This window comes from Salicibibacter halophilus (assembly GCF_006740705.1).
Classification (GTDB): domain Bacteria; phylum Bacillota; class Bacilli; order Bacillales; family Marinococcaceae; genus Salicibibacter; species Salicibibacter halophilus.
This window is the reverse complement of the sequence record NZ_CP035485.1, coordinates 3,223,685-3,243,746: the sequence shown is the minus strand read 5'-3', so window position 1 is coordinate 3,243,746 and position 20,062 is coordinate 3,223,685. Positions and strand designations below refer to the sequence as shown.

20 protein-coding genes are annotated in these 20,062 nt (G+C 44.9%); 8 read left to right on the top strand and 12 right to left on the bottom strand.

Annotation, left to right across the window (positions count from 1 at the left end; translation table 11 throughout):
* Positions 1-185: 185 nt before the first annotated feature.
* Both EPH95_RS15750 and EPH95_RS15745 read left to right on the top strand, forming a co-directional pair.
* Positions 186-866, top strand: coding sequence for a rhomboid family intramembrane serine protease (locus EPH95_RS15750; RefSeq protein ID WP_227003945.1), 681 nt, complete (start codon positions 186-188; stop codon positions 864-866).
* 271 nt (positions 867-1,137) lie between these two features.
* Positions 1,138-2,337, top strand: a complete 1,200-nt coding sequence (locus EPH95_RS15745) for a S8 family peptidase (RefSeq protein WP_227003944.1) — start codon at positions 1,138-1,140, stop codon at positions 2,335-2,337.
* A 59-nt stretch (positions 2,338-2,396) separates the two neighbouring features.
* Here EPH95_RS15745 and EPH95_RS15740 read toward each other — a convergent pair whose 3' ends face one another.
* Complete coding sequence (locus EPH95_RS15740; RefSeq protein WP_142090970.1) at positions 2,397-3,674, bottom strand: hypothetical protein; 1,278 nt, start codon at positions 3,672-3,674, stop codon at positions 2,397-2,399.
* Complete coding sequence (locus tag EPH95_RS15735) at positions 3,637-4,203, bottom strand: RNA polymerase sigma factor SigX (protein WP_405127395.1); 567 nt, start codon at positions 4,201-4,203, stop codon at positions 3,637-3,639. The genes EPH95_RS15740 and EPH95_RS15735 overlap by 38 nt, the downstream gene beginning before the upstream one ends.
* Before the next feature lie 208 nt (positions 4,204-4,411).
* Between EPH95_RS15735 and EPH95_RS15730 the strand changes: the two genes are divergently transcribed.
* The 4 genes from EPH95_RS15730 to EPH95_RS15715 all read left to right on the top strand — a co-directional run bounded on the left by EPH95_RS15730 (position 4,412) and on the right by EPH95_RS15715 (position 8,139).
* Complete coding sequence (locus tag EPH95_RS15730) at positions 4,412-5,113, top strand: GerMN domain-containing protein (protein ID WP_142090969.1); 702 nt, start codon at positions 4,412-4,414, stop codon at positions 5,111-5,113.
* A 194-nt stretch (positions 5,114-5,307) separates the two neighbouring features.
* Positions 5,308-5,895 carry a cell wall hydrolase gene (locus tag EPH95_RS15725; RefSeq protein WP_142090968.1) on the top strand — a complete coding sequence of 196 codons (588 nt, stop codon included), beginning with the start codon at positions 5,308-5,310 and terminating at the stop codon, positions 5,893-5,895.
* A gap of 540 nt (positions 5,896-6,435) precedes the next feature.
* Positions 6,436-7,029, top strand: a complete 594-nt coding sequence (locus tag EPH95_RS15720; protein WP_142090967.1) for a cell wall hydrolase — start codon at positions 6,436-6,438, stop codon at positions 7,027-7,029.
* A 156-nt stretch (positions 7,030-7,185) separates the two neighbouring features.
* A complete protein-coding gene (locus tag EPH95_RS15715) occupies positions 7,186-8,139 on the top strand; it encodes an endonuclease (RefSeq protein ID WP_142090966.1) in 954 nt (317 codons plus the stop codon).
* Between the two features lie 138 nt (positions 8,140-8,277).
* Here EPH95_RS15715 and EPH95_RS15710 read toward each other — a convergent pair whose 3' ends face one another.
* Together EPH95_RS15710 and EPH95_RS15705 are read right to left on the bottom strand one after the other, a co-directional pair.
* Complete coding sequence (locus tag EPH95_RS15710; RefSeq protein ID WP_142090965.1) at positions 8,278-9,522, bottom strand: flagellin N-terminal helical domain-containing protein; 1,245 nt, start codon at positions 9,520-9,522, stop codon at positions 8,278-8,280.
* 1,348 nt (positions 9,523-10,870) lie between these two features.
* Positions 10,871-11,470, bottom strand: a complete 600-nt coding sequence (locus tag EPH95_RS15705) for a hypothetical protein (protein ID WP_142090964.1) — start codon at positions 11,468-11,470, stop codon at positions 10,871-10,873.
* Positions 11,471-11,794: 324 nt separating this feature from the next.
* On the opposite strand from EPH95_RS15705, the gene trhA reads away from it, so the two are divergent.
* Positions 11,795-12,442 (top strand): PAQR family membrane homeostasis protein TrhA, encoded by a 648-nt coding sequence (gene trhA / locus EPH95_RS15700; protein WP_142090963.1) that lies wholly within the window; start codon positions 11,795-11,797, stop codon positions 12,440-12,442.
* 566 nt (positions 12,443-13,008) lie between these two features.
* Here the strand turns inward: trhA and EPH95_RS15695 are convergent.
* The 3 genes from EPH95_RS15695 to EPH95_RS15690 all read right to left on the bottom strand — a co-directional run bounded on the left by EPH95_RS15695 (position 13,009) and on the right by EPH95_RS15690 (position 14,951).
* Positions 13,009-13,821: a CAP domain-containing protein gene (locus EPH95_RS15695; protein ID WP_142090962.1), complete on the bottom strand. Its 813-nt coding sequence runs from the start codon at positions 13,819-13,821 to the stop codon at positions 13,009-13,011.
* 234 nt (positions 13,822-14,055) lie between these two features.
* On the bottom strand, positions 14,056-14,196 hold the full coding sequence (locus EPH95_RS19085; RefSeq protein WP_193556983.1) for a hypothetical protein: 141 nt from the start codon (positions 14,194-14,196) through the stop codon (positions 14,056-14,058).
* 107 nt (positions 14,197-14,303) lie between these two features.
* Positions 14,304-14,951 (bottom strand): TVP38/TMEM64 family protein, encoded by a 648-nt coding sequence (locus EPH95_RS15690; RefSeq protein ID WP_142090961.1) that lies wholly within the window; start codon positions 14,949-14,951, stop codon positions 14,304-14,306.
* 82 nt (positions 14,952-15,033) lie between these two features.
* On the opposite strand from EPH95_RS15690, the gene EPH95_RS15685 reads away from it, so the two are divergent.
* Complete coding sequence (locus EPH95_RS15685; protein ID WP_142090960.1) at positions 15,034-15,909, top strand: Cof-type HAD-IIB family hydrolase; 876 nt, start codon at positions 15,034-15,036, stop codon at positions 15,907-15,909.
* Positions 15,910-16,022: 113 nt separating this feature from the next.
* Here EPH95_RS15685 and EPH95_RS15680 read toward each other — a convergent pair whose 3' ends face one another.
* The 5 genes from EPH95_RS15680 to EPH95_RS15665 form a co-directional block, all read right to left on the bottom strand.
* Positions 16,023-17,291 (bottom strand): NCS2 family permease, encoded by a 1,269-nt coding sequence (locus EPH95_RS15680; protein ID WP_142090959.1) that lies wholly within the window; start codon positions 17,289-17,291, stop codon positions 16,023-16,025.
* Positions 17,292-17,394: 103 nt separating this feature from the next.
* Entirely contained in the window at positions 17,395-17,577 is a 183-nt protein-coding gene (locus EPH95_RS15675; protein ID WP_142090958.1) for an SE1832 family protein, read from the bottom strand.
* 94 nt (positions 17,578-17,671) lie between these two features.
* Positions 17,672-17,824: a hypothetical protein gene (locus EPH95_RS18975; protein WP_160141813.1), complete on the bottom strand. Its 153-nt coding sequence runs from the start codon at positions 17,822-17,824 to the stop codon at positions 17,672-17,674.
* Positions 17,825-17,887: 63 nt separating this feature from the next.
* The gene (locus EPH95_RS15670) at positions 17,888-19,120 is read right to left on the bottom strand and encodes a peptidoglycan-binding protein (protein WP_142090957.1); all 1,233 of its coding nucleotides are present in this window, start codon (positions 19,118-19,120) and stop codon (positions 17,888-17,890) included.
* Between the two features lie 358 nt (positions 19,121-19,478).
* A complete protein-coding gene (locus EPH95_RS15665; protein ID WP_142090956.1) occupies positions 19,479-20,012 on the bottom strand; it encodes a GNAT family N-acetyltransferase in 534 nt (177 codons plus the stop codon).
* Positions 20,013-20,062 lie beyond the last annotated feature (50 nt).

Below are 20,062 nucleotides of genomic sequence, written 5' to 3'. Positions count from 1 at the left end.
ACATACCGTTTGCCCAGCCTCCCATTCCGGCTAATTATTTCTTTGATGCATCGGCTTGAACTTTGAAAGGGTGGTCTCATGTTCGTCCGTAATGAAACATTTTATTCCTTCACACGTAATTATCCTGTCATTACGATATTACTTAGCATACATCTTCTTTTGTTTCTCGTTGTGACACTTGGTCAATGGGGATCTTTCCTCCCGGTATCCTTATCGAATATTACTTCCTCGGTTTTAATGCCGCAATTGCCGCTGGTGAGTGGTGGCGGATCTTCACACCGATCCTTTTGCATCTTGGGTTGCAACACATGTTGTTTAATTCTTTTGCCCTTTTCTTGTTCGGGCCGGCGCTTGAACAGATGCTGGGAAAAGTAAAGTTTATTTCTTTTTATTTTCTGACGGGTGTTACGGCGAACGTGGCCACATTTCTCTTGGAGGATCTCTCTTATCGGCATGTCGGTGCTTCCGGCGCGATTTACGGACTTCTCGGGTTATATGTTTATATGATGCTGTTTCGTAAGGAACTAATTGACCCCCAGAGCCGGCAAATCGTTACGATTATTCTCGTTATCGGCATTATTATGACGTTTCTAATGCCGGGCATCAACATTTTGGCACACCTTATCGGCGCGTTATCCGGAGTAGCATTTGCTTCGCCATTTTTGATAAACGCGCGGCCGTTCGTACCCTCTCAACGGTTCAGGCCGCCAAAAGATGACGATGACGGCACGCCGCAATTTGACCCCAACCGCTGGAATAAAAAAAGACGAGTGCCTCGCATCAATGGCTCGTTGATCGCTAACACACTGGGGATCATCTTTATCATTCTCGTTATTGCAGGCGTTTTGGCAAACCTCTTTTTTTAATAACATTCTATAATAAGCCTGGAGCCGGCGGCGAAACAAGCATAAACAAATCAATCATTTTTGCCGCTCTCTAAACAAAAACCGCCCCAACGCTGGAACGACAAGCATAAAGTGCTTGTGAAACCAGCAAAGAAAAGGGGCTTTTTCTATGTTTCATTTAACTACCGTAAAGATTGCCCGTGCGTATGGCCCTTTGATAGATACTCATCTTAGGCATGCATTGATCGGAGCAATCAAACCGTTACGATTCACCCCGTGTTTCTTGCAAAATATGGCAGATAACTGGGTCCGCAGAACAAAATCTTTCCCCGTCCTTATCAAATTCAAGCGAGGATCAGACGGTTACCGAAATGGGAGCGCCGTATTTCAACACATCGCTGACAGTCATGCCCGTTGCAAAGTCATGCAATCGTTCCCGCGCTTTTCATGCCAAAGCGGCACGTTAACAGCCCGGGCGCTCGAAAAGCTATGTAATAACTGCGATGATATAGAAAAAATATATTTAAATCGTTCCATTAACGCATTGCTCGATACCGCAACGGAAACGACACGTTCCAGTTTCTTACAAGAAAGCGACATCACAGGTGATGGAACAACAATCGCGATCCTTGATACCGGCGTGCACCCTAGTCAAGATTTTACCGAACCCGAGAATCGCATTGTCGCTTTTAAAGATTTCATCAACGATCGTTCCGAGCCGTACGATGATAATGGGCACGGCACCCATTGCGCAGGTGACGCGGCCGGAAATGGGTATTTATCCGACGGTCAATATGTCGCTCCGGCACCGAATGCGAATATTGTGGGTGTCAAAGTGCTTAACAAATCAGGATCCGGTCCGTTGTCAAACATCATCGCGGGGATTGATTGGTGCATGGAAAATAAAGAAGCATACGACATTGATATTCTATCCCTGTCCTTGGGGAGTCCAGCCTCTGAACCTGCCGATGATGACCCGGTCGTGGAGGCGGTAAACCAAGCCTGGGACGAAGGGATGGTCGTCGTTGCCGCGGCAGGAAATGAAGGGCCAAATTCCGGCACCATTTCTTCCCCCGGAATCAGCCCAAAGATTATTACCGTAGGTGCCCTCGACGATCAAGATACCCCGGATCGTGCCGATGACACAGTCGCCAGTTTTTCCAGCCGCGGTCCAACGATCGATGGGGAAACGAAACCGGACGTCCTTGCGCCGGGTGTCGATGTCGTTTCCGTTCGCTCTCCAAATTCGTTTTTGGATAAAATAACGAAATCCAGCCGGATGGATGATCATTACACGTCCATGTCCGGTACGTCGATGGCCACGCCGATCGTTGCCGGCATCTGTGCCCAGCTGCTTGAATTAAACAGCGACTGGGATCCGGATGACATTAAAGCAAGATTGCTCGAAGGCGCGGAAGATATGGGGCTTGAAGAAAACACACAAGGCACTGGCTCCGTAGATGCAATGGAAAGTGCATCTGATTTTGTATAAAAAGAAAGCCGGTTCGTAAACACCATTGTCCGCTGCCGGAAGCCCACGGGTTTCCGGCATTAATTTTCCATTTCCCCGATATAATTTGGAGCGTAGGGCGGATCGATTGTTTCGGCCAAATCGTACGGGCCAATCTGTTCAATTTCTCCCAAATCCCCGTCAAATTCAACATCATGATAGCCAAAATCAGCGGCCGCCAATAAAACGCCCTCGACAAACATCAACCATTGCGTTTCGTCACTTTCAATTGTTTCATCCAAACCCGAGTAAGAAATCAAAACACTTTCTTCGTCGCGTTCATCCACATTTTCCAGTTCAACATTGGGCGGAATCACCGAATGGACGTTTTCCTTCTCTTCCGTTTCCATCCGCTGTAATGTTTCTTCCAGATTATCCCCGGAGGCTTCTTCCATATCCAAACTTTTTCCTGACACCAGATACGCATTTCCATCCTCGGCCTGGAAAACATAATAGCCCGCGGATGCTTCGGTATCAGCATCTTCTTTTTGCAATCGTTCCTTCCATTCGGCCGGCCAACCTTCCTCATTATCAAAACGAGCAATTTCCTCTAGCCCTTCACGGATTATTTCATCGTGCTCCTGTTCCTCTATGTCCAGTAAAGGCGAGGCATGCAGCCCAAGTTCATCCGGGTCTATCCGATCGAGCACCTCGGTTGCGCTATCTTCCTCTGCTTCACCGGAATGATCAACGGCAATCGTCACGATTGTTTCATCGTCAGGGGCCAAAAAAGGCAAAGTAAGGAGCTGCTGCTCACCTTGAGCGGCTGCAGAGCGGTAATGAACATCTGCATAGACTTCATCCATCTCCACGACTCTTCGATCAATGGAATCCTCTTCTTCCCCGTCTTCCTCTTGTTCTTGATCTGCTCCTTCTCCGTTGTGATCATCCGAAGGTTCCATATCTTCTTCTGGAACCCCTTCTTGTCTCTCTTCTTGTTCTGTGATGTCCTCTTCTTCCCTAACGGTTTCCTCATACTCTTGCTCTTGTGCATGCTGCTCCTCTTCCTCTTCTTCGTCACCATCCCCTCCATCAAGTGGATGGTTTTCCCCTTCTCGTTCCGCTGTGGACTCGGCACCGAATTCTTCATGGGTGGCGGGGGAAGGGCCTTGGGAGACGACAATCACTGTCAACACAACAACGGCGGCTGTCGATAATCCCCATACAACCGGTTTTCTGAACCGGCGAACCGGCGGTTTGCTTTCGCTCATTTTCAGCCGAATGTTACGATAAATCTTCTCTTTGCCGCGCGTATCTTCGACTCCATCGAGCGCTTTTAAATTACGTTCGATGCCGTCTTCGCGATGATTGCGTCTCAAAGCTTCCCTCCTCCCTTTCTTCCGTGTTTAAAATCTTCCTCATTTGTTTAATGGCACGGTGTTGTGTTGTTTTAACTTTGCTCTCAGACCAGCCTAACGATTCCGCTGTCTCCTTGACGGATAATGATTGAATAAAACGAAGAATAAGCACTTGACGATGAGCGATTGAACATGTGCCAAGAGCTTCATAGACGGCCCTTACTTCATCCTTTGCCAAGGCAATTTCCTCGGGCAAAGGAGCAGGGTCGTGCACATCGATTTTATCGTTCGAAACGATGGTGCCAAGCCATTTTCTTTTCTGCCGGTTTTCTTTTCGAATATAATCGATGGCCAAATGCTTCGCTATTGAAAATAACCAAGTCTTTTCGTTGCTTTTTCCATCAAAATTTTCATACGACCCCAAAACTTTTATATAGACATCTTGCACGAGTTCTTCCGCTGCATTCTGATCACGCACCATATAAAATATAAATTGATAAATGGATTGATGGTATTGCTCATAGAGGCGGTCAAATGTACGATCAATCACTTCCGTTCCCCCTAACAGTCGTTTTTTAACCGGAAGCGTTACAATTTTTTATAGTGTTTATCATTATGTTTTACATTGAAGACAAGCAGTCTACGCCATTATAGCACGGATTGACCTTCCTGATAGACCCCAGCAAAGTTTTGACAAACAAGAGGGGGTTTTTTAAACTGAAGTGGCAACATTTCAGATATACGGGGGAGGAGAATGAATGAAACGGTCGCTCATCTTTACTGTTACCGCTGTTATGGCGATAACGTTGAGTGCATGCAATGATGCTGAAGACGATTCGGCAGGCGAAAATGAGCAGGAAATGCCTACAGAATCAGACGAAGAAACAGATATGGATGCAGAAAACGGAGCAGATCAAGAAAATGGAGAAGAAGGTGCTGAAAGAACACCGGATGACGATACCGGGACAGAGGACGGCACCGAAGAAGATGGTGCAGAAGAGGAAAACGGCATGGAGGATGAAGACGGCACAGCGACGGAAGAGGTCGATCTTCTATTCTATGATGAAGAAGCGTTGAACATGTATAGGGAAACACGAACAGTAACCGCTGAATCCACGGAAGAATTGCCTGCCGCAGCAGTGGAAGAATGGTTGAACGGACCGGAAAGTGACGAATTGACGGCCATTCTCGCCGATGAGGGTGTGGAAGTCCAATACGTAGAAGATCAAAATGGCACTGCGCACATATCGTTCTCTCCGGAAGTCACCAATGCCAACTTCGGTTCATCAGCGGAAGTAGGGTTTTTGGACCAGGTCGCCCACATTATGGCTCAGTTCGGCTATGACTCAACCCAATTTCTCCTCGATGGAGAAATAGAGGAGTCCCTGTTCGGCCACTCGGATACTTCGGAACCTTACACTCCGGATGATGACCTTGAAAATTATGATGAAATAGACTAATAAAAAAGCCGGCGGATGCCGGTTTTTTTATGTTACAAATCCTGTAACGTAAATGTTAAAAACCTAGGCCTTTCCTATTGCTGCAACCTTTATTTTATCATTTTGTGTAATTGGGATTCATTACCTGATGCAATAGTCCCTCTTCCTTGTTACTTTAAGTATTGCACATCTTGATAGAGGAGGTACATACATCTATGAAACGATTAAAATTGGCGACCTTGCCGGTTGTTGCATTTTTTGCTTTTACAGGTGTTTCAGAAGCCAATGCAAATACACATGACGTCAATGAAGGCGAATCGCTTTGGTCGATTGGGATTGATTACGGTGTCGCGACCGAGGACATTAAAGCGGAGAATGGAAAGTCTGAAGAAGCGATTAATCCCGGGGAACATCTGGAGATTCCGGAATCCTCCGTCTCTCCAGAGGAAGAGGAGTTACTAGCCCGCATCATTCATGCCGAGGCGAAAGGTGAACCTTATCACGGAAAAGTAGGCGTCGGAACCGTTGTGCTTAACCGCGTGGCTGATGACCAGTTTCCGGATTCCATTGAAGAGGTCATCTATGAGGTTGAAGGCGGTAGTTACCAGTTCAGCCCCGTCCTAGATGGAACGATTTATGAATCGGCTGACGAAGAATCGAAACAAGCGGCCCGCGAAGCGATCGTCTTTGACGGCCAAGGTCAAGGCTCCACTTACTTTTACAATCCTGAAACAGCTTCAAATCATTGGAATGCCACAAGAGACGAGACAATTACAATCGGGGACCACGTCTTTGCTCGTTAAAATAGATTAGAATCGGGGATCGGGGATGAAAACTTTTCGTCCCCGGTTCTTTTGTATTGGCGGAAAACCGAGATATGAAAGGGTATATCAAAGGAAAAACAGCCCCCGTGATCTCAGTAGGGTTCCATTCTCTTCGTTTGACGACTTAATGACCCCCACCGTCTTCAGTTAGGGCTTCATTCAGCTCGGTTGACGACCTAACGCCTTCCACAAACTTTAGTTAGGGCTCCATCCAGCTCGGTTGACGACCTAATGGCTTCCGCTAACTTTAGTTAGGGCTTCAATCGGCTTGGTTGGTGACCCATAATGAGTCCAAAATACATTTACCCCCGTTTGAGTACAAAACCCTTCCATACACAGCACTCATAGATTGTTTCAAACATTACTTCATGTAACTAAAATGATAAATTACGCTTTCATGCCTGTTATTGCAAGTTTTTCATTGAAACATATTTTCGTTGGGTGTTTTTACCTGGTGCTTTTGTCTCGTTCACTTGTTATCTTCCTTGTGTACCACAAAAAAGGAGGCATTATGCAACCATGAAACGATTAAAAATCGCGATTCTTCCATTGGCTTTATTCTTCGTCTTTGCGGACGTTTCAATGGCCAATGCTCATATACACTCGGTTGATGAAGGAGAATCACTTTGGTCGATAGGCTCAGACTATGGCGTAGCGCCGGAAGATATCCAAGAACTAAACGGAAAACCTGATGAAACCCTTCATGTGGGTGAAAAATTGGAACTTCCATCTTCGTTAGCGGCCACGCCTGAGGAGAAAGATCTTCTTGCTCGTCTCATCCATGCGGAAGCGAAAGGCGAGCCCTATGAAGGAAAAGTAGCCGTTGGAGCAGTCATTCTTAATCGTGTTGCGGATGATCAGTTCCCGGATTCCATTCATGACGTTGTTCATGAGGTTTCCCCAGGCGGACAATATCAATTTAGCCCTGTGCTTGACGGAACGATCGATGAACCGGCAGACGAAGAGGCTAAAGAAGCGGCCCGTGAAGCGTTGGCAACAGACGGAGAAGAACATGAATCACTCTTTTTCTACAATCCTGAAACAGCAGACAATCATTGGAATGCCACGCAAGAAGAACTAAAGGTCATTGGGAACCACGTCTTTTCGCGTTAAGCATTTATATATTTTATTATACTGAGTAAAAAACCGGGTGCAGGGAATGTCCTTGTGCTCGGTTTTTTATTTAAATAAATAAACATAATAACTCTTCCATTCCGGAGTAGTTTATTATACAATATAATCAGAACAAGTGTTCGGGAGATGTAATAAATGTCCAATCAACAATTCCAATCTATTATGTGCGGCAAACTGTTAGGCGATGGCTATTTAAATATGAAGAATCAAGCAAGACTACAGTTCAGACACAGTTTAAAAGATAAGCAATATACCGAAGATCAACTCCTACTTTTTTCACGGTATTTGACGTTCGGGCCAACCAATCCTAAAGCATATAGTTACAAAGATTGGCGAACTGGCCAATCATATACAACTTTGATTTGCCAAAGTCACATAGACAAACGATTATCCGATCTATATCCACAATGGTACAACCAAAAAAAGAAAGTTATCCCGAAACACCTATTGAAATCTTACTTCAACGCGGAGTCCCTCGCCATTTGGTTCCAAGATGATGGTAATTTGAAAAGTAAATCACGTATTATCCTATCTACTGAATGTTTTCAACACCAAGAACTTGTCTTTTTGCAAAAATTGCTCATGGAGAGGTTTAGCTTACAAGCCCATATTGATACCCAAAATCGTTTAGACATTAGTAGCAGACAGGATGTTGAACTTTTTCACACATATGTATCACCCTTCTTGTCTCTGGGCATGAAAAGAAAGTCTTTATCAGAAGAACATAGCAGATTACAAAATGAAACCATAGAACTCCTTACAAAATGCAATACATTTCATGATCAAGTCCCTTGCCGAACTACAATCTATCTTCCACCAGCATTAAAACGCTTTTTACAAGACTCACCCTCACCTTCCAAAAAATTAAATCACCTTTTACAAATAAAAACAGAGCTTTTAAATATAAATCTCCCTACATTGCGGCGACAAAGAATTATTCAGTCTAAAAACATGATAGCAACTGAAACACAAAAAGTATCCTACACCATTTACATCAATGCCTTTCACTTCAGTGCATTGAAACTATTAAAAAAATGGACGGGAATAGGTATCTCCAATTATATTCAGTTATTGTTGAAAGATGTATGATATCGGAAAACATATAGAAAACCAACCCCAACGGCGATGCTCATGCGTTAACGCAAAGCCATGGCTGCTACGGCTTGCACACCTTCTAAATAACAACAACCAAAAAAGAGCAGAGCATCGCCCCGCTCTCCTCTATTCTTATTGCAACAACTGAAGGACGTTTTGCGGCAATTGGTTGGCTTGTGCGAGCATGGACTGAGAGGCTTGGGAAAGGATGTTGCTCTGTGTGAATTCCATCATTTCTTGAGCTAAGTCTGTGTCTCGAATGCGAGATTCTGCCGCTTGAAGGTTTTCAGATGCGTTGTCCAAGTTTGCGATTGTGTGTTCAAGGCGATTTTGCACGGCACCAAGTTCTGAGCGCTGCGTTGAAACATAGTTTATCGCGGTATTTATCGTGTCAATGGCTCCATCCGCTGCTGATTGGGTGGAAACATCAATCCCGTCTCCGTTGCTGCCGAGGGAATAGCCGTCTTCCAGAGTTAATTGCTCTCCCCCACCAGATATTTCGTCATCTTCAACTGAAACATCATCCGGCGCGAAGATTTCACCCGAATCCTCCCCCGTAGTAGCCTCAACACCGACAACATCTCCGGCGTTATTAGAGTAAACGGTTGTTTCTACTCCTTCATAGTCTGTCTGCTCAGAAGTCACCACTTCACCATCAATCTGATCAACCTCTGTTGGCTCTAGCGCAGTTGCCCCTTCAACCGGAACTACATTATCACTATTATCTAACTCAACATCATCGACAGCATACCAGTTTTCATTGTCAGCCTGCACAGCGACAACATTATCGTCCCCGTCTTGCAAAACGGTTTGCTCCCCTAAGCCTTCAACATCTGCTGACCCTTCTGTAAGAAACTCTCCTCCCCCTGCAACTCCAAGGGATGTAGCATCCATCTGATCAATCGAAACGTCCATATTTTGTCCGGAGTTCGCCCCAATATGAAATTTACCTTCAAAGCTGCCATCTAATAAGCTTTGGCTGTTAAACTCCGTGTTCCCTGAAATTCTGTCGATTTCCGTTGCAAGCGCATCCACTTCTTCCTGAATCGCGTCCCGGTCTACATCATCTTGATTCGTATCATTAGCAGATTGGGTCGCCAGCTCCCGCATACGCTGCAAGATTTGATGCGTCTCATCCAACGCGCCTTCTGCTGTCTGTATCAAAGAAATCCCGTCTTGTGCGTTGTTGCTCGCTTGATCCAATCCGCGGATTTGCGCCCGCATTTTTTCCGAGATCGCGAGCCCCGCCGCGTCGTCTCCCGCACGATTTATTTGCTCACCGGAAGATAGCTTCTCCATGGAATCTTGCATGTTGTTCTGGTTGACGCCCAATTGCCGGTGCGCGTTCATCGCACTTAAGTTGTTGTTGATAATCATTCTGATCATCCCTCCATAGATTTAATGTGGGCCACGTCCATGTGTCCCTTTATATACAACCCCTGTTTCCAGGAGGATGTACCAGGTTTTTAGTAACTAATTACCCTTCTACTCCACGTATCGGCAGGACGAAAAAAATATTAAACTTTCCATGAAAAAATCTTCCCGACATTCACTTATTTTTCTTCAACCACGCAACCACCCGCTTTTGATCGAGCGATTCTTTCTCATTTTTCGTGCGGCTAATCCGAAAAAATTGCACCTTGTTATCATCTCTTCTGAAATAAATCCGCCCGGCTCTATCTTGTCCAAACGGATATTCATTAAGCGTCACGGAGCGTGTCTTCAATATGTAAGTCGTAATGAGAATTCAACCGTGCAATGCAAGCCTCTACTTTAATCGGTCGGATGCTGTCAATGAAAAGAAGTTGCTATAAACTCACGGTGAAAAAACATTCATGAAAAAGTGTCTTAGATGTCGAATTATATTCGTGTTCCAACGTTCGCAAGGCATCCGTCTCCAATGATCTTGGGGACCCGTTACCCGCCTTTTCAATCGCCAACTTACTTTTGTATATCGAGTATCTATATCATTATGGAGAATCGGGGCTGCCTTCGGGACAGCCCTCCATTCTCTGCTACCCTCTGCTAGAAAGTGTTAATTTTTATATAGCGGAAATGATCGACATTTGTTTAGCAGTTCCAAAAAAGATGATTTAGTTCGATTTAATCCAAAATAGAGCTAAAAAATAAATAGGATAAAGCTCTATTAAGTAAATATATAAGCAGATGCGAGTGCAAATTTTTTAATATTCATTATAGAATAGATAAAGGAACGTTAGCGTTCTATAATACACATATATTTGTGAAAGTACTTTATTGTTGATGGAGGTGAGAATGTGGATTATATTGTTCTAATGGTTACAGCAGTCATGATTGCTATAATTAAAACATTACCAGAATTCTTTAAACTAGCAATAGAATATAATTTATTGAATTCAAAAAACAAGAACCAGTGAAGAAAAAAGTGACCAAGGCAAGGATAACATCATACAAAAAGAAAGTTAAAAAACCTTATCGTAGGGATTGGTGAGCGATTTTCAATTCGCTATTTAAGTGTGGCATAAATGTCCAAGTAATGCCTGAACACCAAATACATGAAGGTAGTGATTCCAACTTAGGAGTTGTATGGCAATGACCGTTTCGCTTCTCCCAGCAGGAGTGCGAAAGTAGCTCTAGGCCATAAGGGCGTACCTACAATTTCATTGTGATCCGCAGCATCCTGGCCAGTTGCGCTTGCTCTCGAACCTTTTTATAAACGCCCGAGGGCCAGCCACTGATGCGAATTTTAGTTTTCGCTAGTGACTATATATTTGATCGACAAGAGTCTCTGCCTTATCTGCCCTCTATTTCCCTTGCGGACAAGTGTATATTCAATTCTTTTTGTCGTCGGTTTGCAAGTGTTTGGAATTATTTTGTAATCCAGCTCACACTGCAAATAGAGGCCAACCAAATCTTCCAGGTCATAAGAACTTAAATAAGCAAGAATATCTTGGATCTCAACTTGATGCGGCGTTCCATGGTAGGCAGCTATTGAATAATCGTAAAGGATTGAGCTATTCACACGCCGAATCGTTGGCCCCATAATATAATGTGTCTGTATGCTTCCGGGCACTACATCCAATCCGCCTATTTCCTTGATCTCACAAGCTCTTGTATGAAAAAGATCAAGTTTCGGTAAGTTCGAACTGTACTGGGCATCTCCTGTAACCTTTGCCAGATAATATCGACCGGCCAAATTCAAGCCAGACATTTGTTGCACGAAAGCATTCATCGAATTTTTCCAGCCCGGAAAATCATGATAGATTTCTTCGGCAAAGGGTATATACTCCTCGCTGTACCCACCATTCGTTTCCGGTTTTATATGCATACGCCAAATGGTTGTCATAGTATCATTCTCCAGGGAAGCCTTTTCCAGATCGTGACACATCACATACAAATGGCAAGTCGGATTCTTTGTCGTTCTTGCCGGCACATCGTTTCAGCATATTTCCTGCGAAATTGAAGAAAATGAGACTAATCATTACATACGATGCAGGGTGACCAACATCAACAACTTGAGCATACGATCCGCTAATCAACAATTAACACAATTGCAAACAGCTGAAGAAAAATGCGCAATTCTCAATGCAACACGATGATGCGCTCACCGACCGCCCTTTTCGCAATAATCTTGGCTTTTGTTATAATATAGCAAGAAAGGGGGCTTATTTTGCTTGATCATTCTAACATTTTCACGAAAAAAGAAGAGATCGCAAACGCCGTCACCCATGGAATCGGAAGCCTGTTAAGCATCGCGGCGCTTGTGCTGTTAATTGTTTACGCGACACAGATCGGCACCCCTTTGCACATCGTCAGTGTTTCCATTTTCGGCGCCACGATGTTGTTGCTTTATGTATGCTCTACGCTCGTCCATAGTTTTCCGAAAGGGAAAGCCAAAAATCTATTTGAAATCCTCGATCATTCTTCGATCTACTTGTTTATTGCCGGCACATATACCCCCTTCCTTTTCCATGTACTGGAAGGAACCATGAGTTGGACATTGTTCGGCATCATTTGGGGGCTCGCGATCACAGGGATTGTATTTAAAATCTTTTTTGTTAGGCGTTTCCGGGTGTTGTCCACACTTCTATATATTTTGATGGGTTGGATTATCGTTATCGCGTGGGCCCCTCTTTCCGCTGTGGTTCCAACGGGAGGATTGGTGTTACTCATCATCGGTGGCATTTTTTACACGACAGGCGCATTTTTTTATCTGTGGGGTCGCTTCCCTTACCATCACGCCATCTGGCACCTATTTGTGATCGCGGGATCCGCTGCCCATTTTTTCGCGATCCTTTTTTATGTTATCCCCCTGTAACCACTCAGCGTTATAAGCGCTGTTGATCTAAAGCAGGCCATTACTAGGTGCTTGCTTGTTTTTTGCACAAGTAGGTATATCCATTACAAGCCGCCCTCGAAATGACATAAAATGCAATACACGTTAAAAGCAAAAGGGGGCTGATTTTTAAATGTGTAAATGTAAAAAACGTGGCGAACGTGGGGACGTTGTTTTTTGTAAACCTACAAAATGCGGGAAATTTAAATGTTTTCCAGTAGAAGAACAGAAAAAGCATGACCACTGTGGGTGCAAAAAAAGAGATCACCACAAAGACAAAAAAAAGCGCGAAATAAAAATTTTCATCGATTGTGACTAAATGATCACCCCCATAGTTCAATCCCCTGGCAGCGTCAGGGGATTTTTTTCAAAACATGAGGGAAATCCCATGCAGAGGGTCGGTCATATTGACCCTAAAGAGGTAGATCGTTATCTTTTGACCAGGAAGATATGGATGAACTTGCGTTTGTCAGCTATGGATTATCTGCCTGCCTCCATCAAAAACAGCAGGCGAACCCTGTTGGTCCACCTGCTGCATTGCATTTTGTCTATTCGGTTATGAACATTTGCGTCCAGTACTCTCCGTAGCTACCGCCCTCAGCATGACCTACACCAATGTGTGTGTAGTCTTCGTTAAGGATGTTGGCACGGTGTCCATCGGAGTCCATCCAACCTTCAACCACTTGTTCCGGGGATGTTTGTCCGGCGGCAATATTTTCACCTGCACCCATATAATCAAGGCCGTATTCGTCCATCATGTCAAATGGAGAACCGTAAGTCGGGCTGTCATGGGAGAAATAATCGTTGTCGCGCATGTCCTCGGATTTCACACGCGCCACATCAGATACTTCACTGTCGGCTTCCAACGGCTCTAGACCTTGAGCTTCTCTTTCTTCATTCGTCAAGCGAATAACTTCTTGCTCGAATTCACTTTCCGTTTCGAAGCTCTGGTCATTATTTTGCTCCGTGTCATCTCCTTCGACTTGACCTTCGCCTGCTTCTTGTTGCTCATCGCTTCCTTCTTCTTCATTGGAACCTTCATTGTTTTCTTCCGGTTGCTCTTCTTGTTGTCCATTCTCCTCAGCATCGTCATCAGCAGGTTTATCTTGGTTCGCTTGATCTTCATCTACGTCTTCCGAAGCTTGAAGATCTAGCTCATCGCAAATGCTTTTAAACTTGTCTTCTACCGTTTGCGTGGCTGCCTCCACATCCTCTTCGGAAATGTCCAAGCTTCCAGCGTCCCCGAAGACGCCTGCCTTTTTAATACCATCCCCTTCTATGTATCTGACATCCTCTTCCTCTGCCATCGCTCCCGCCGGAACGAGTAAAAAAGCTGATAATGCTACTAAATATTTTTGCATGTATAAGCACCTCCTAGACGCATTATGGCAAGGCAAACCGCCCATGAAAAGGGGAGGGAAGATTATACCATGGTCCAAATGTTGGCATCGATAGTAAGATTAAGAAAGATTTTTACAGGAGTTTTTCAAAGATTTCAAGGCAACAAAAATAAGACTACGTTTAGATAAAAAAACATATCGATCGTATGAAAAAGCACCGGCTTCGTTCATAAGCCAGTGCTCATATGCCAGATTTTAAATGTCGCCTTCTTCTTCACCCATGTCGTCGCCTTCTTCAGGCATGCCCGGGTCCTCTTCCATGTCACCATTACAAGCAGCGAGCATTCCTACCGCGAATACACCGGAAAGCAAAGAATACAACCATTTTTTATTCATGTTGGTCTCCTCCTCGTTTTTGGAACTCAATAATCTATATCCATTTTAGCAAAAAGGTATGCGTCCCACCCTGCTTTTCGAGATTTTTTTACAATAATACGATTTTTTTATATATTAGCGGACCGTCGTTTGACAGCATAATAAATCAACCCGGCAATAAGCAAAAGAAGCACTGCCCCAAGTACGAGAAGCAACATTTCCGTGTCTCCGGCAGCTACACTGCTGCCCATCAAGGTGAAAACCATCGTCCCAGGCAAAACGCCAATCGCTGTCGCTATGATATATTTGAGAAAAGGCGTTTGCGCGAATCCGCAAATATAACTGATCAGATCAAAGCTGAGCATCGGAATGAGCCGTAAAAATAACACGTAGTAAAACCCGTAGCGTGACAGTTGGTTTCGAAAAACGAGCAAACGACCACCCTGCATCTTTTTTTCGATCCAACGGCCTCCGAGATATTGTGCCATAAAATAGCCCAGGGAAGCAGCAAGCAGTGCACCGATAAAGGCAAGTGCCGCTCCACCCCACAAACCAAACAGCAGCCCGCCGACAAAACCTATAACAGAAGCGGGAACAAAAAAGACAGGACGTAAACCACTGAGAAGAAGAAAAAACAATGGCGCAAAAATCCCAAACCCTTCGATATAATCACGGAGACGTGTCGGACTCCAAGCTTCGCCGACTTGCGCAGCCATATAAATGATCACGATCATAGCTACGCCAACCAAGATTCCTTTCATTTTTCCCTTGTCCATATAAAACCGTCCTTTTGCTTTTCTCCCAACTCGGTCTATTGTAAAATAGTAAGGGTATCCTCAGGTAAAGTGGGTGTAATCGATGAAGTTAGCAGCGATCGACATGGACGGGACATTACTACATACAGAGAAAGAGATCAGTGACCAGACGATTTCCACAATTCAGCGCCTTCAGCAAGAGGGGCACGCCTTCATCATCGCTACCGGAAGAACCTTGCAAGACGCAAAAAATATCGTCACAACGGCCGGCATCCCGGCCGACGGTTATATTTGCGCAAACGGTGCAATAATTGCCGACCGGAACGGCCATATTTTAACGGAAAAACACCTCGGTTTGCATGTAGCCACTGATATTGCCTCCTGGCTGCACGAACGGAAATTCTACTTTCATATGGCTACGTCTGAAGGACTTTATGCGACGGAGGACGCCTATCAATTCTTTTTGGATGACCTCCAGGCGTATGCCCACGAAAAAAACGACGGCGGAAAAATGGCATCCGCCATACGGGACCAGGCCGATCGCCAGCTCAACAATATGGAGGTTAAAATGCTTCCGGCTCCCGAAGATATTCCAAGTTATGATTTTAATGCTTATAAATTCCTTGTTCTATCCTTATTCCCTAATAAATTAGAAACCATTAGCGACGCTTGGGAAGCCAATCCAAGCATCACTCTTACCTCTTCAGGCAAGGACAACATTGAACTCATGCCTTTTGATGCCGAGAAAGGCAGCGGCTTGACGTTGATGGCTAAACAGCTGGGCATCGCCCCCGAAAACACGATCGCGATTGGCGATAATTACAACGACCTGTCCATGTTCAAGACCGCTGGTTTCAGCATTGCAATGGGCAACGCGGAAGCGGATGTAAAACAATATGCCGACACAGAAACGGCCGATAATGACGCAAACGGCGTGGCAAAAGCGATTGAAACACACATTTTGGGTATTCGGCATTAAGGATTGTCTATTACTTTATGCAGGTATCCCGTTAGCCATGTCCAAAACTACGAACAATAAACATAGACATGACAGGCATTACCCTACCACCCGTTCACGTAAACGGGTGTTTTTTATATAATCAAAAGAACATAATTACAAATAAACAACAACGCGATCACGTATTGATAAGGGTGCACTTCACTGCGCCGCCCCGTCACCCATTTCAACAGCGGATATAGAATGAAGCCGGCGGCTAACCCGTCGATAATGGAGTGAGTGAGCGGAATGAGGATCGCCGTTAACCCGGCAGGAAACCATTCGGTAAAATCTCCCGGGATATCGCGCAATTTTTCCGCCATCGACATGCCGACGATGATTAAAATCGGCGCGATCGCAGCCTCCGGAATTGCGGAAATATACGGCATCACCGCAAAGCTTGTCAGGAAAAGAAAGCCTGCGGTCACAGCGGTCAATCCTGTTTTTCCTCCTTCAGCAATTCCCGCCGCACTCTCGACAACCAGCACCGTCGGCGAGGTACCGAAAAAGCCGCTGATCCCGGCGTTAATAGCACTGCTTTGATACACTTTATTAACATCTTTATTGTATGGTACCAGTCCATGCACAAGCCCCAATGTATCAAAAAGAACCAGGAGCGTCAGCGAAAAGACCGCCATCCAAAAAGGAGCGTGCAATAGCCCGTTAAAATCGGCAGCGGTAAAAATACCGAGATAGCCGCCCAAATCCAGCGGTTCACTCTCCGCTTCACCGCCGAATCCCGTTAAATAAATGACTGCTGTGGTTAATAATAGCCCAATCACAAATGCGCCTCTTACCTTTTTTACATAAAGAATTAAGATCAGCAATAAACCGAACAGCGTAAATGCCAGCGACGGGGAATCAAGCGGCGCGAGGCTGATTAACGTTTCAGGGTCCCCTACAATCACTTGGCCCATTTGCAAGCCAATCATTACTAGCAGCAAACCGATCCCTGCACTGATGCTGTATTTTAACGATACCGGCACAGCATCGGACAATTTGGCCGCGATTGGCGTAAACGTGGCAACCATGAGGAGGAGACCCGATACAATGACCACGGCAAGCCCCATTTGCCAGCTTAAGTCATACCCTTGGACCAACGTATACACAAAAAATGCGTTAATACCCATGCCCGGCGCTAGCGCGAGAGGAACATTCGCATATAATCCCATCAGCAAACTGCCAATAACGGTGACAATGACCGTCGCGATCATGGCATACTGAAAGGGGATGCCACTATCAGCTAAAATCGTCGGATTGACAATAATGATGTGTGCAGCTGCAAAAAAAATGGTCATACCAGCGACCAATTCTTGTTTGATGGTTGTATCATGTTCTCTTAGTCGAAATAGCTTTTGCAACATCAGCGTTCTCTCCAGTCTTTTTCAAAAAAAATATGAACTCCCTTCATCAAAAGGGAGCCCATAAGCTCGGTAACAAATAAAAACCCTAAGTCCATCGCTTAGGTTACTGTTTCGGTTCTTTTAGTTGTTCACGAACACGGCTGATCTCATCCTCTAAATACCGTAATTGCCGTGTCGCCGGCCGAACGTTACCACCGATGGACTCCAATTTATCCATGTCTCCCTGAATGCGAACATAATCCGATTTCAATAGATTTAATTCATCTTCCAATTCTTTTGCTGTCATGATTGGAGGGACCCCCTCTTTTGTGCTCCCCCTAACTTAACATCTCCGGTCAATTAGGGCAATAGACAGTCGAAAAAGCACTTTGGTTCAACTTTCAAGGCATACAGTGTGGACAATTACCCGCGGGAAGCCTGCCTGCATCGATATAATTTATATCAGCCGATATAAGTATTTTATCAGCCATATCAGCAGATATATCAGCCAAAACGGGCATTATATCAGCCGAAATAAAGCCTTTATCAGCCAACTCCATCCCTACACAGAAAAACCCCCCTGCTATTAGAGGTAGCAAGGGGATTGGGACGGTTGATTAATCTAGTACCGTAACTTCAACATCCTGAACACCAAACTGTTCGGCTTCTTCTTGAGTTGCCATATGAAGATCGATTCGTTCACCATTGATGTCGCCACCAACATCATCTGCAACGGCTTCGCCATATCCTTCGACATGGACAGTGGAGCCGAGTTCGATGACCTCAGGGTCAACCGCTACGACGTTTGCGTCACGGTTGTTGTTCAAGTCAGTGCCTTCTGCTGTGACACCGCTGCAACCTTCGCAGTCAGCGGTGTACGCGGTAGCTTCCATTGTATATGTTTCGCCTTCCGCATCTGAACCTTCGTCGTCTTCCGTTGCTTCCGCTTCTTCTTCTACTGCGTCGTCATCTTCTTCCGTTGCTTCGGCTTCTTCTTCTACTGCATCTTCGTCTTCTTCCGTTGCTTCGGCTTCTTCTTCTACTGCGTCGTCATCTTCTTCCGTTGCTTCGGCTTCTTCTACTGCGTCTTCGTCTTCTTCGGTTGCTTCCGTCTCTTCTTCTACTGCGTCGTCATCTTCTTCGGTTGCTTCCGTCTCTTCTTCTACTGCGTCATCATCTTCTTCGGTTGCTTCCGCTTCTTCTTCTACTGCGTCGTCATCTTCTTCCGTTGCTTCCGTCTCTTCTTCTACTGCGTCATCATCTTCTTCGGTTGCTTCCGTCTCTTCTTCTACTGCGTCATCATCTTCTTCGGTTGCTTCGGAAATTCCGTAGTATAACGCTCCGAATGTTTCAGGACCGGCCAAGCCGTCAACAGCAATGTCAGCGTCAGATTGGAAAGATTTAACGGAATCGTGCGTATCCACATCATAATATCCATCTACTGAACCGTTATAATAACCGGTGTCTTGCAGCGTTCCTTGTAAATCGGCAACTAGTTCATTTTCGGCACCTTTACCAAGTACTTTTAGTGCGCCGAGTGTTTGAACACCTGCCATGCCATCAACAAGTAATTGCTGTTCTTCTTGATAGTTGGTAACGGCATTGGTTGTTGCTTCATCGTACACACCGTTCGCGTCACTTTCTTGTAAGTACCCTTCTGTGACGAGTAGATCTTGTAGTTTTTCGACGTGACTATTTTCTATGCCATCGGTAAGTAATTCGCTTCCGAAATCACTGCCATCACCATCACTGGCATCAGCGGCTATCGGTCCAGCAAAGAAAACAAACCCTGCGGCTACAGCAGACAAGCCATAGTTTCTTAGCCTTTTTGTCGCTTGCAGCTTTAGCACAAATCAACGCCTCCTCTTGGTAATTTGTGGGCTATATTCCTTTCAATCACCCAGAAGCATCCTAACAAGCCATGAAAAAGCAAACAAGGGGATGGCGGTATATTTAAACAAACTGAAAAGGAACCGTAATGAAGGAAATATCAGGTCATAAATCCGTAGCTTATTTGCAATTAAAAATATGTAAATTCCTCTTTTGCTGTTAAAATTTTTCTTTTATAATTAAAATGCTGTACTTACAAGAAGTACAGTTCCTCTTGGTTATGGTAAGCTCGCAAGCTTCATTGCAATGAAGCCGCGGGCTTACTTTTGTGTATTATATTTCCATTTCTTGCGGAAATGGCCGACACTTTAATCTCTTTCATCGAAGCAACGCTTCTACTTCGGCTACATGAAACGCCATTACCCATTCCTTGAGTTCCACACCATCCACCGTCCATGTATCCAGTCGTAAATAATGGGGGTTCAACTTTTTATAGAATGGAAAAGAAGGGTTATCGGCAAGCGCCACAGTCATAAATGTTTCCCATCCTCTTTCATGAAAATTAGCGAGGACATGACGAAGAAGCACGCGGCCGATCCCGTGTTGTTGATCGTTTTCGAGTATATAAATGGATTTTAATTCCCCATCCACCGGTTCTTTTTCATCAGCTTGACCGCAGATGGCAAAACCGACAATCTCTGATGCTTCATTAACAGCAACGACTCCAAAGTTGGATTTCCCGGGGTATTCACGGAGGATTGTTTCCCACTTTTGTTCTTGCTCTTTTACGTGTAAACGGTCCAAATACCCTTGGGGAACGATGCCTTGATAAGTCGTGTTCCAACTATCCACATGTACACGAGCAATGCCTTGTTCATCGCCTTCTTTCATTTCTCGAATCGTATAAGTCATATGATGAAATGCCTCCTCTGGCGTTATGCTTCAAATATTTGCTCGGTACA

Bases quoted from the DNA above. Each gene is read 5' to 3' on its own strand.
- EPH95_RS15665 (WP_142090956.1), bottom strand. From the start codon at position 20,012: ATGACTTATACGATTCGAGAAATGAAAGAAGGCGATGAACAAGGCATT.
- EPH95_RS15710 (WP_142090965.1), bottom strand. From the start codon at position 9,522: ATGATTATCAACAACAACTTAAGTGCGATGAACGCGCACCGGCAATTG.
- EPH95_RS15695 (WP_142090962.1), bottom strand. From the start codon at position 13,821: ATGCAAAAATATTTAGTAGCATTATCAGCTTTTTTACTCGTTCCGGCG.
- EPH95_RS15720 (WP_142090967.1), top strand. From the start codon at position 6,436: ATGAAACGATTAAAAATCGCGATTCTTCCATTGGCTTTATTCTTCGTC.
- EPH95_RS15715 (WP_142090966.1), top strand. From the start codon at position 7,186: ATGTCCAATCAACAATTCCAATCTATTATGTGCGGCAAACTGTTAGGC.
- EPH95_RS15690 (WP_142090961.1), bottom strand. From the start codon at position 14,951: ATGGACAAGGGAAAAATGAAAGGAATCTTGGTTGGCGTAGCTATGATC.
- EPH95_RS19085 (WP_193556983.1), bottom strand. From the start codon at position 14,196: ATGAATAAAAAATGGTTGTATTCTTTGCTTTCCGGTGTATTCGCGGTA.
- EPH95_RS15745 (WP_227003944.1), top strand. From the start codon at position 1,138: ATGGCAGATAACTGGGTCCGCAGAACAAAATCTTTCCCCGTCCTTATC.
- EPH95_RS15750 (WP_227003945.1), top strand. From the start codon at position 186: ATGGGGATCTTTCCTCCCGGTATCCTTATCGAATATTACTTCCTCGGT.
- EPH95_RS15725 (WP_142090968.1), top strand. From the start codon at position 5,308: ATGAAACGATTAAAATTGGCGACCTTGCCGGTTGTTGCATTTTTTGCT.
- EPH95_RS15730 (WP_142090969.1), top strand. From the start codon at position 4,412: ATGAAACGGTCGCTCATCTTTACTGTTACCGCTGTTATGGCGATAACG.
- EPH95_RS15685 (WP_142090960.1), top strand. From the start codon at position 15,034: ATGAAGTTAGCAGCGATCGACATGGACGGGACATTACTACATACAGAG.
- EPH95_RS15675 (WP_142090958.1), bottom strand. From the start codon at position 17,577: ATGACAGCAAAAGAATTGGAAGATGAATTAAATCTATTGAAATCGGAT.
- EPH95_RS15705 (WP_142090964.1), bottom strand. From the start codon at position 11,470: ATGACAACCATTTGGCGTATGCATATAAAACCGGAAACGAATGGTGGG.
- EPH95_RS15680 (WP_142090959.1), bottom strand. From the start codon at position 17,291: ATGTTGCAAAAGCTATTTCGACTAAGAGAACATGATACAACCATCAAA.